The sequence below is a fragment of the Flavobacterium sp. ABG genome, assembly GCF_001027725.1.
Taxonomy (GTDB): Bacteria; Bacteroidota; Bacteroidia; order Flavobacteriales; family Flavobacteriaceae; genus Flavobacterium; species Flavobacterium cupriresistens.
Genome location: NZ_LEKS01000007.1, coordinates 238947 through 250236 on the forward strand (window position 1 = coordinate 238947; position 11290 = coordinate 250236).

Consider the following 11290-nt stretch of genomic DNA (forward strand, 5'->3'; position numbering starts at 1 on the left):
TTTCGATTTATTCCCTCATTAGTCAGAAACACTCTTATTGTCGATGCCAAAAAAGTACTTTTTACTTAAAAATTTAATTCTCTGTTCAAAATTTTTAAACCAAAGCAATGAAGCAGACCTGTTAAGTCTATTTTCTTCTCGAATAATGTCTATTATTTCGCTTATTGTTTTTGTAGGAAAAAAAGCTAATTTCTTGCATCTTTTAGGTTTTAAATAATGAAAGTCTCTGTATTCCTTATAATTATTTTCATTAACCTTCAGCCATTTTACCAGGAACCCATTGTCAACTTCTGCATTATGCCCCCAACTTTTAAGTTTAAAACGCAAATCTTCTTCTGTTCTGGATAAAGACTCATGCAAGACTATATTGTTAGTATAAATTTGACGCCCGTAGGTTCTGCGTCCAAACATATACTCGGGGTAATTTGTAGCAAAAATTGCTTTCTGAGGTTTATCTACATATAGAATTCCATTATCTGTGTATTTATAAAGCATGATCAAAAAAGCACAAATCTGAACCGGTTTTTTCTCCGGATTTTCAAGATAAGAATCGTATTCTCTTAAATCGTAAACAAACTGTTTGAAATTAACAAAATACTCGTCACTATCAATTTGAATTAACCAGTTTCCTATACCCATCTTCTCCGAAAGCATTTTTCTTTCCCTAATTTCGCACTCCATCGTTGTTAAGGTCGGAACGTAAAAATCCTCTTCATAAATGACAATCTTATTTTCGATATCAAAATTATCAATCCATTGAAAAAATGATTCTTCTATAAAAAAAGAATCTCCCTTCCATGTAAGTCTTTTTTTATCAATTGCAAAAAAGATAGTATCCGCATCCTGATAGATAATTGGTATTGATTTTTTTAATAATTCGTAATCATATGAAACTAAATAACCTATTTGTATTTTCCCTTTCATTCTTTCCATATTAAATCTGTTGCAAGATACAAATTGACGCTCAAAAGTTTAACAAGAAAAAGACACGATTATAAATCTTTACCTGCCATTTATTTGCTCAAAACCAAATTTGCGTCAAGAATTACGGTACAAATCCAACTAAATAATAAAGCTTCTTTAAGTCAGCACTTATTTTTTCAAGTTCAATTAAAAAAGTACACCTAAATTTAAAAAATTAGCATCGAGACAGATTCCGTTATTATTCTTAAATTAATTTAGAAATAAATTGCAAAGGTTATTCTGTTATAACAACGAAAAAAAATAGTCTTCTTTCATATACTATAATTTTTAGTACGCAATTTTGTTTATCAAATTAAACACAAAATGTTATATTTATAACACTTTCAACCGGTTTTACCTTTTTGCTTTTGGCCAAATACGCTATCTTTGCCAAAAATTAAAACTTATGAATTCTTTACAAACGATAATCGAACAAGCTTGGGAAAACAGAGCTTTATTACAAGAGACTACTACAACTGATGCCATTAGAGAGGTTATAGAATTATTAGATACAGGAAAATTACGTGTTGCTGAGCCGGTTGGTGAAGGATGGCAGGTAAACGAATGGGTAAAAAAAGCAGTAGTAATGTATTTCCCAATTCAAAAAATGGAAACATTAGAAGCGGGTATCTTCGAATACCACGACAAAATGTTACTAAAAAGAGGTTATGCTGAAAAAGGAATTCGTGTAGTACCAAATGCAGTTGCACGTTACGGAGCTTACATTTCAAGCGGTGTTATTTTAATGCCAAGTTATGTAAATATCGGAGCGTATGTTGACGAAGGAACTATGGTTGATACCTGGGCGACTGTTGGTAGTTGTGCACAGATCGGTAAAAATGTTCACTTGAGTGGTGGTGTTGGTATTGGTGGTGTTTTAGAACCATTACAAGCTGCTCCGGTAATTATTGAAGATGGTGCTTTTATCGGTTCTCGTTGTATTGTAGTAGAAGGTGTACATGTTGGTAAAGAAGCCGTTCTTGGTGCTAATGTTTGTCTTACTGCATCAACAAAAATTATAGATGTTACAGGTGACGAACCAGTTGAAAGAAAAGGTTATGTTCCGGCTCGTTCTGTTGTAATTCCGGGAAGTTATACTAAAAAATTCGCTGCTGGAGAATTTCAGGTTCCTTGTGCCCTAATCATTGGTACACGCAAGCCTTCTACAGATTTGAAAACTTCATTAAACAATGCACTTCGCGAATACGATGTAGCTGTTTAAATTAATGTTAACAAAATATTAATTTTTTTAGGTTTTTTTTAAAATTGGGTTTATACTTTTGCGCAAAAATTAAAATCCCATTTTTAAAAAAAACCTAAAATTTTTAAATGAACAATATTAATCAAAACGTAATTTTATTTTTAAAAAGATTTACTTTAATATTACTGACCTACCAACTTAGCAGATTTCTATTTTTCATTATGAATATAGAACTGTTTGAACAATTTACCTTTAAAATTTTTATCGGAGGACTGCTTTTTGACTTAGCTGTTATTGCCTACATAAACTGTATTTTCCTTATACTACATATAGTTCCGGGTAATTTTAAATACAAGCCGTTATACCAAACGACATTAAAAATTACTTTTTTCGCAGTTAATCTTCTGCTTATTTCTACCAATTTTATTGATATTATCTATTACCGCTTTACGGGCAGAAGGAGTACTTTTGGACTGATTACTGCTACGGGTATGGAAAATGATATTATTCGTTTAATTCCTTCCTATTTAAAAGAATATTGGTATGTTGGTGTTTCTTTTTTAATGACCAGCATTGTGCTTTGGATGTTGATGCCAAATCCAAAAGATAAAATTGTTATCAACAATTTAACCAAAAAGAACTATTTGAAAAAATGTTCTTACGGGATTGCATTGCTGCTTGTTATTTTAATTATTGGCCGCGGCGGGTTTCGAAAAAAACCACTCCGAATTGTAGACGCTATTGAATATGGTGAAGTCAACAATGCAGGATTAGTGTTAAATACTCCTTTTTCTATTTTAAAAACTTTATTCAAAAAAGAAGGCAATACTTTTACACACTATTACGACAGCAAGGAACTGTCTAAGACTTACAATCCAATCATTTCCATAAAATCAAATCAGGCACCGCTACGAAAGAATGTTGTCATTATAATTTTAGAAAGTTTTGGAAATGAAAATGTCGGAAGAGGTCAAACGCCATTTTTAGACTCTCTTATTACAAAATCATATTATTTCAAAAATGGATTTGCAAACGGAAAAGTATCAATTGACGCTGTTCCTTCGATCATATCAAGCATCCCGAGTTTAATGAACGATTCTTATATATCGTCCAGTTATGCTTTAAACAAAGTACATAGTTTACCCCTGATTTTTAAGGAACAAGGATACACTACTTCTTTTTTTCATGGTGCTTTTAATGGCAGCCAAAACTTTGACAAATACGCAAAAGCGGCAGGCTTTGATGAATATTACGGAAAAGATCAATACCAAGGAAAGGATGCTTTTGATGGAAAATGGGGCATATTTGACGAAGAATTCCTGCAATTTTACGCTACGAAACTAGGCACATTTAAAAAGCCGTTTTTCAGCTCCATATTTACTATTTCTTCGCATATCCCTTACATTATACCGGAAAGATATCAAAATAAATTCCCTAAAGGAACAACTGACATACACGAAAGTATAGCGTACGCTGATCATTCTCTTCGTAAATTTTTTGATACTGCGAAAAAACAGAAATGGTATAAAAATACATTGTTTGTTATCTCATCAGATCACACTTCATCTGGCGGAGATCGGGAAACAGATCAAACTAACATTGGAAAATTCAGAATTCCAATCTTATTTTTTGATCCTTCAAATCCGGCGTTAACAGGTGTCAGCGAGAAAAATTTCCAACAAATTGATATTATGCCGAGTATTTTGGATTATCTGCATATCAAAACCGATATGGTGAGTTTTGGAAAAAGCTACAAATCAAAAGAAAATTTTGTTGTGTACTATCTTCAGGGAACTTATCATTATATTCAGGACGATTACTATGTTTCATTTTCAGACAATAAAGTAATTGGACTATATAATTGGAAAAAGGATGTTTTATTGAACAATAATTTAATGAAAATTGATAAAGCCCGAGCCCAAAAAGCAGAAAAATTCTTAAAAACCTATATTCAATCTTTTAATGAAAGAGTAACAAATAATCAATTGGTAATTTAAAAAGAAAATTACTTTTCGAAAGACAAATAAAATTCCAAATTCCAATCAATAAAATAATTGGAATTTGGAATTTTTTGCTTCAATTTGTATTCTCAAAAAAAAATCTATTTTTCTATATGAAGATACTTGTAATTCAGCAAAAAATGATTGGTGATGTTTTGGTTAGCAGTATCATTTGCAACAATCTGCGTATTGCTTATCCTGACGCCCAGATTGATTATTTGGTTTACAGCTCAACAACTCCTGTTCTCGAAGGCAATTCAAGTATTGATAATATTATCCTGTTTGAAGAAAAACATCGAAAAAGCAAAAAAGAATTACTTCAGCTTGGTTTACAGATCAGAAATGAAAAATATGATGTATTAATTGATGCCTACTCCAAATTAGAAAGCTGGGTGTTGGTTCTCTTAAGCAATGCCAAACGAAAAATCTCGTACAAAAAACCGGGCAGAAATTTTCTTTACACAGACAATATTCCGTTTGAATCTTATCCAAAAACCAATCTGGGTCTGGCGATTGAAAGACGCCTTTCTTTACTGGAACCGCTTGATTTACAAATAAAAACAGATCCTATTCCGAAATTATTTGTTTCGGACAAGGAAAACCAAGATGCCATTGCGCTTTTTGAGAAACATAAAGTCCAAAAAGGCCGAAAAACAATTATGATGAGTCTTTTAGGAAGTGAAAAACTAAAAACATATCCTTTAGATTTCATGGCCAAAGTTGTCGATTATATTGCGGATCAGGAGGATGTAAATATTCTTTTTAATTATTTCCCAAAGCAACTTGAAAGCGCCAAAACCGTATTTAATGCCTGCAAATCCTCAACTCAGCAAAAAATTTATTTTGATTTACTAGGCGATGATTTAAGATCCTTTATTGCCATTATGAATCAATGTGATTTAATTATCGGAAACGACGGAGGTGCAATCAATATGGCAAAAGCCTTAGAAAAACCCTCTTTTATTATTTTCTCTCCTTGGATTGAGAAAAAAATATGGGCCACTTTTGAAGATGGAATCCATCATCTCTCAGTGCATCTTAAAGATTTCCGACCGGACTTGTTTGTGGACAAAACGGAAAAAATACTCAAAAAAGAAGCCTTATCTTTATATGAGGAGTTCAAACCTGATTTTTTTAGCGATACAATCAAATTGTTTCTAAATCAAAACATAAGCAAGTAACAAAATGATATTGCCTGAAAAACAACTTTTATCGGCCTTGCTTATCACTTATAATGAGGAGTCAAATATAAAAGAAGCGCTTCTCAATCTGTCTTTTGCAGATGAAATAATCGTTGTTGATTCTTTTAGCACGGATCAAACAGTAGCAATTGCCTCAAGCTTTAAAAATGTAAAAGTTTTTCAACATACGTTTGACAACTTTGCTTTGCAACGAAATTATGCGCTGAGCCTTGCTTCCAATCAATGGATTCTTTTTATTGATGCGGATGAAAGAATAACTCCGAAACTGCAGCAGGAAATCAAAGCTATAATTAATGAAGCCGACAGTTGTCCTGCCTATTTCATGTATCGCAATTTCATTTTCGAAAACAAAAAATTACGCTTTAGTGGCTGGCAAACAGATAAAATCATTCGTCTTTTCAAAAAAGAAAACGCCATTTATAACATCGAAAAGATTGTTCACGAGAAATTAATTGTAAACGGAAAAACCGGCAAATTAAAACACAAATTGATTCATCATTCGTATTCCAATTATGAGGACTACAAGCAAAAAATGATTTTTTACGGGAAGTTAAAGGCACAGGAAGAACTGCTAAAGAAAACCAATCCTAACTTTTTTCATTTTTATATTCGTCCACTTTACCAGTTTCTGAATCAATACTTGCTTCGCTTTGGTTTTTTAGACGGTAAAAAAGGAATTATAATTTGTTATCTTAATGCCATGAGTGTGGCTATACGCTTTCAGGAACTTAAAAAAATCCGAATGACGTCTTAGGACTTCCAGAATTTAAGTTTCTTTTTAAGTCTTTTCTTTTTTGCAAACTCTTCCTGAAACTGCGTTGTATCTTGCCACATCAGCTCAAAAATCTCCAGCTCAGATTTAGCGGTATAGAACTTTGAATATTCATTACTCATCACCGCAATCATTTCTTTCTTCGGAGTTAAACGTCTGAAATTATTCATACGTTGTTCAAAACTCATATTTTCATGAAAATTCATTCGATTTAAGTCGACCAGAAAAAAATCATATTGATTGGCCTCCTTTTTCTTGATTAAAGTATTTCCGGGTGAATGATCTAAGAACTCTACTCCTTTTTCATGCAAGTCAAAAGTAAATTTAGTAAACTGTCGCAAAATGTTCTCATAATCCGGATAATCCGCGATTTCTACCAGTTCTCTATAAGTCAATTCCGTTACCAAATGCTGGCTTACATAATAGCTGTCCCTTAATCCAACCCAGCTAAAATTTTCAAGAAATGCAAGGGGCGTAGGAGTTCCAATCCCTTTTTCTAATAAGATAGTAGCAAATTCAAAAGATCGCTTGGCTTTTGATTTCCTAAAGTATTTATAGGCGATTTTATTAACGATATTGGGGATTTTAAATGATTTGATATTAATGGTCTCCTCATTTAAACTAAAAAGCTTTATTTTATTTCGATCTCCATTACCAAAAAGAGTTCCTGAAGTATTAAATGTTTCAATATTTTTAAGTATTGACTCGGTACTATTTTTAAAAATCGGATTTATCTTGAAATTCATTCAGTTGTGTTTTACGAACAAACAAAAATACGCATAGAATTTTAGACTTCAAATTATTATTGTATTTTCGTAAAAAAAAGAATTAAATGTCCAGCAAAAAAAGTGTTTTCTTAGAGACCCATAATATCAACAACAGGGCTACTGGCTTAGGCACTTTTAATTATGAACTAATTAAAGGTCTGCAACATCTTAATTTTGAGGATTTAGAACTGCATCTCAACGCAGGACAACCTAAATTATTAAAAGACGAATTTGGTGATTCATTCAAATACCATAAATACAGGTCGTTTCACAGGTATAAAACCTTCAGACCGCTACATAAATTTGATTTATGGCATTCTGTAAATCAAAACTCTAAATTAGAACCCAGATCGTATTCTAAATATCTTTTAACGATTCATGATGTCAATTTTCACGAAGAAGTTTCTTCTGACATGAATCATAAAAGAAACCGACTTTTTACGGAGAAACTAAACAAAGCAACTGCTATTACTTATATTTCTGAATTTGCAAAAAAGCAAACTCATGATTATTTTGATGTACCGAATGTTCCGGAACATGTTATATACAACGGAAATCCAATTTCTACCTTATTAGATACTTCGGGTTTTGTAAGTACCGTTCCTGTAAACAAACCTTTCTTTTATACTATCGGAGATTTTATCGAAAGAAAAAACTACACCTCTATTATCAACATGATGAGGTTAATGAAAGATTTCAATTTGATTATTTCCGGAAATAACGACAGGAAATACGGGCAGGTAATTAAGGATCTTATACAAGAAAACGGGCTTCAGAACCAGGTTTTTTTAACAGGTAAGATCAGTAATGAGGGAAAACAATTTTACATGAAAAACTGTACTGCATTTCTTTTCCCGTCTATACGAGAAGGATTTGGTTTACCTCCTATTGAAGCAATGAGTTTTGGCAAACCGGTCTTTTTATCTGACAAAACTTCTTTACCTGAAATTGGTGGTGAAATGGCTAATTATTGGTCCGATTTTGATCCTGAATACATGAAAGAAGTATTACTAAACGGACTGGATCATTTTGAAAATAACAAAAACCTAATCGAAACAGAAATGAAAAAAAGAGCAGCAAGTTTCGATTGGAAAGTTGCTGCTGCTGATTATTTGAAAATTTATAAGGATATTCTAAAATAGAATTACTTAAATAAATGTTTGAACCATTGTCCGAAGTTTTTCTTTGAGATGTACGAAAATGTTGGAAGTACATTTAGGAAATCTAAATTTTGCTCAATTTCTTTAAATGTGGTCCCTTTTACGAAAGCCAGTTTTTTCCATTTTTCAGGCTCCATATAGAAGAAATTGCGCATCTCTTTATAATTACTCTCATTTACAGCTTCCCACTTTTCGAGAAACTCGTTTTTATTGATATCGGTATCATGTCCCCAATTATTGAACTTCATTTGCAGCTCTTCTTTTGTTCTGGAAAGGCATTCATGAAGCACGGCACCTTTGTAATAAATAATTCTTTTACGGGTTTGACGTCCGACTCTATAACTTGGATAATTGGTGGCAACCATAATTTTTGTTGGTTTTTCAACATACAGCACCCCATTCTCAACCCATTTGTACATATTAATTAAAAAAGGAGAAATCTGAACCTGCTGTTTTTTAGGATTATCCAAATAATGATTTTTAGATCTCAGAAAAGAGACAAACTCTTTAAAATCCAAAAAATATTCATCGGCATCCAATTGGATCAGCCAATTTCCAATTCCCATTTTTTCTGCAAGGATTTTACGCTCGCGAACTTCGCATTCCATACTTGTTAATTCCGGACGATAGAAATTATCTTCCACAATTTGAATTTTTGAATCAACATCAACTGATTTAATCCACTGAAAAAAACTGTCTTCAACTGTAAAAGACTCTCCTTTCCAAGTCTTTCTATCCTTATCAATTGCTAAAAAAATTGAATCGGACTCCTTATACACCTGAGGTATAGCATTTTTAAGCAATTCGTAATCATATGAGACCAAAAAACCAACTTGTATTCTTTTCATTATAAAATTTTGTTAAAAAACAAAGATAGAAACATTCGCAAATTATCACACAAAATTACTTTTGAATTATATAAAATAGACTAAGTTAATATTATATATTTGTCATTTTAATAATAAACTAAGTTTATGGCAACTCCCGAAATTTCTGTTATAATGCCCGTTTACAATGCAGGTATTTTTTTAGCTGAAAGTATCGAAAGCATTCTAAAGCAGACTTTCACGAATTTTGAACTAATTATTCTTAACGACAAATCTACCGACAATAGCCTGGAAGTAATCTCTAATTATCAACGAAACGATTCGAGAATTATTATAATCAACAAAGACATTAACGTTGGTCCGGCAAATCTTAGAAATGAAGGTCTGAAAATCGCTAAGGGAGATTTCATCGCTTTGATGGATGCAGATGATATCGCATTGCCTACACGTTTTGAGAAACAAATTGCAGTTTTAAAAAACAATCCTGAAATTGGAGTATGCGGAACCTGGTTTACTTTTTTTGGATCTAAAAAGAACAAACTCATAAAACACAGCGAGAAACCAGATGCTATAAAAATTTCATTTCTACACAGCTGCGTTATAGGAAATCCAACTGTGATGCTTCGAAAAACAGCCTTAAACAACGCTCAATTCGAAAACGAATATGTACCTGTGGAAGATTATGATTTATGGAGCAGATTATCGGCTAAAACAGCCTTTTATAACATCCCCGAATCCTTGTTAGACTACAGACAGCACGATAACAACATCAGTAAAACCAAAATTGACAATGTAAACCGATCGGTAAGAAAGGTTAAAATCAATCAACTGAGCCAATTTGGAATTGAAAACTCAGACTCAAAAATTGATTCTTACTTAAATGCGGTATCGTTAAAAAAAGGGTTGTCTTCGGAGGAAATACTTCAGGTTATTACAGCAGCAAAACATTTGATTGAACAAAATAACAAACTTAACAATTACAATCCCGAATTACTTGAAAGCCACATTACTAAAACCTTATTACGTACAATAAGAAATGCAAGTAATTACAATCTGACTTTCTACAATCAGTTAAAAGAAACCGACAAAAAGTTGTTTGGAAAAATAAATGGTCTTGATAAAGTCCTTTTATTTTTCAAATCTTTAATTGGCTGGAAAAAGTAGTTTTTTTTCTACTTCAGTAATCCGTTGGAGATAATTCAGGTAACTATTATTTAACACATAAAAACATAATTTTAGAATTGACGATTTAAGGTGTTTCAAAAAAAATATCTTTTTTTTACATAGTCTAATGTAATGCATTCTAAATAAAACGCCTTTTTAGTCTTTATTATCTATGCTTCTATGCGGTCGAATCAATTTACTTTAGTATTTTATTCTTTACAGAACGCATAAAAAATTTGATTCGGGTTCCAATAGAAGCCTGATTTAAGAACTCTTTAATTGCATTCTTTTGATTTGTGTTATCAATTGTTTTATCGTGCACCGTTTTTAAAGCTTCATTTGCTGAGGCTTTCAATAATGATTTCACAACACGCTTTATATTTGCCGTTCGCGACTGAGGAATGAATTCGTAAATTTCTTTAACATTCTGATAGGATGAATAACGCTGAACAAAAGGCTTCTGCAAAGAGTATATTCCTCCTGCATGCCACCTGTAAACGGAACTTTGGAAATTCATATAAGCTCCTTTTCCATTACACAACACCAACGCATAAAGCGTATTATCCTTACTATGAACAAATTTTCTATACTCAAGAGGATCAACAGCCGTTTTTCTAAACAGTGATGTTAAAGTATAGGTACAATAAGGATCAAATAAATTATCAAAGTCAATTGTATAGATATCCGGTAGTGTATCTTTAAAGTCATTCGGAACCATTTCACTTTCCTTTTTCGTAAAAAAGTCAGTCCATGTGATGACATAATCTGCATTGTTTTCTAAGAAATCAACTTGTTTTTGCAATTTTAAAGCATCGATCCAATAATCGTCTCCTTCACACAGCGCCATGTATTTTCCTTTTGCTTCAGGAAACGTAATGTCGCTCCAAATATTAATGTCTTTTCTGGAATACTGATTAACTGTTTGGTAAATCGGTTTAATGATTAACGGATATTTAGCTGCAAATTCTTTAACAATAACCGCAGTACGATCTGTGGAAGCATCATCATGTACAATTATTTCAAAAGGAAAATTCGTTTCCTGAATTAAAAACCCCTTTAAAGTCTCACCTATAAAATCCTCGTGATTAAAAGTAGTACATACAATACTTACTAAAGGCTCTCCTCCATTATTTATCCAATTTGAAATAATAGCATTTTGATCTTTCATACCAGATACTTTTTGTTTTTGTTTTTTTTTAAGCCTAGAAACAAGGCACTATACATAAAGAATTAA

General features: G+C 32.2%; 10 protein-coding genes. 6 read left to right on the forward strand and 4 right to left on the reverse strand.

The genetic code is table 11. The features are described from left to right. Nucleotides 1–18 precede the first annotated feature (18 nt). The gene (locus tag AB674_RS09975; protein ID WP_047776316.1) at nucleotides 19–924 is read right to left on the reverse strand and encodes a hypothetical protein; all 906 of its coding nucleotides are present in this window, start codon (nucleotides 922–924) and stop codon (nucleotides 19–21) included. A 445-nt stretch (nucleotides 925–1369) separates the two neighbouring features. Here AB674_RS09975 and AB674_RS09980 point away from each other — a divergent pair, with 445 nt between their 5' ends. From AB674_RS09980 to AB674_RS09995, 4 genes are all read left to right on the forward strand, one after another. Further along, nucleotides 1370–2185: a 2,3,4,5-tetrahydropyridine-2,6-dicarboxylate N-succinyltransferase gene (locus AB674_RS09980; RefSeq protein ID WP_047776174.1), complete on the forward strand. Its 816-nt coding sequence runs from the start codon at nucleotides 1370–1372 to the stop codon at nucleotides 2183–2185. 200 nt (nucleotides 2186–2385) lie between these two features. Beyond that, a complete protein-coding gene (locus AB674_RS09985; RefSeq protein ID WP_240478079.1) occupies nucleotides 2386–4161 on the forward strand; it encodes an LTA synthase family protein in 1776 nt (591 codons plus the stop codon). A 116-nt stretch (nucleotides 4162–4277) separates the two neighbouring features. Then, a complete protein-coding gene (locus AB674_RS09990) occupies nucleotides 4278–5345 on the forward strand; it encodes a glycosyltransferase family 9 protein (protein WP_047776182.1) in 1068 nt (355 codons plus the stop codon). Nucleotides 5346–5349: 4 nt separating this feature from the next. Then, nucleotides 5350–6120 carry a glycosyltransferase family 2 protein gene (locus AB674_RS09995; RefSeq protein WP_047776184.1) on the forward strand — a complete coding sequence of 257 codons (771 nt, stop codon included), beginning with the start codon at nucleotides 5350–5352 and terminating at the stop codon, nucleotides 6118–6120. Here AB674_RS09995 and AB674_RS10000 read toward each other — a convergent pair. After that, the gene (locus tag AB674_RS10000; RefSeq protein WP_047776185.1) at nucleotides 6117–6884 is read right to left on the reverse strand and encodes a hypothetical protein; all 768 of its coding nucleotides are present in this window, start codon (nucleotides 6882–6884) and stop codon (nucleotides 6117–6119) included. The two genes, AB674_RS09995 and AB674_RS10000, sit on opposite strands and share 4 nt — an antisense overlap. 86 nt (nucleotides 6885–6970) lie before the next feature. Here AB674_RS10000 and AB674_RS10005 point away from each other — a divergent pair, with 86 nt between their 5' ends. Beyond that, nucleotides 6971–8047, forward strand: coding sequence for a glycosyltransferase family 4 protein (locus AB674_RS10005; RefSeq protein WP_047776187.1), 1077 nt, complete (start codon nucleotides 6971–6973; stop codon nucleotides 8045–8047). A gap of 2 nt (nucleotides 8048–8049) precedes the next feature. Here the strand turns inward: AB674_RS10005 and AB674_RS10010 are convergent, their stop codons facing one another. Further along, nucleotides 8050–8913, reverse strand: a complete 864-nt coding sequence (locus AB674_RS10010) for a hypothetical protein (RefSeq protein WP_047776188.1) — start codon at nucleotides 8911–8913, stop codon at nucleotides 8050–8052. 126 nt (nucleotides 8914–9039) lie between these two features. On the opposite strand from AB674_RS10010, the gene AB674_RS10015 reads away from it, so the two are divergent. After that, on the forward strand, nucleotides 9040–10056 hold the full coding sequence (locus AB674_RS10015; RefSeq protein WP_053004233.1) for a glycosyltransferase family 2 protein: 1017 nt from the start codon (nucleotides 9040–9042) through the stop codon (nucleotides 10054–10056). A 196-nt stretch (nucleotides 10057–10252) separates the two neighbouring features. Here the strand turns inward: AB674_RS10015 and AB674_RS10020 are convergent, their stop codons facing one another. Further along, nucleotides 10253–11224 carry a glycosyltransferase family 2 protein gene (locus tag AB674_RS10020; protein ID WP_053004234.1) on the reverse strand — a complete coding sequence of 324 codons (972 nt, stop codon included), beginning with the start codon at nucleotides 11222–11224 and terminating at the stop codon, nucleotides 10253–10255. Between the last annotated feature and the right edge of the window lie 66 nt (nucleotides 11225–11290).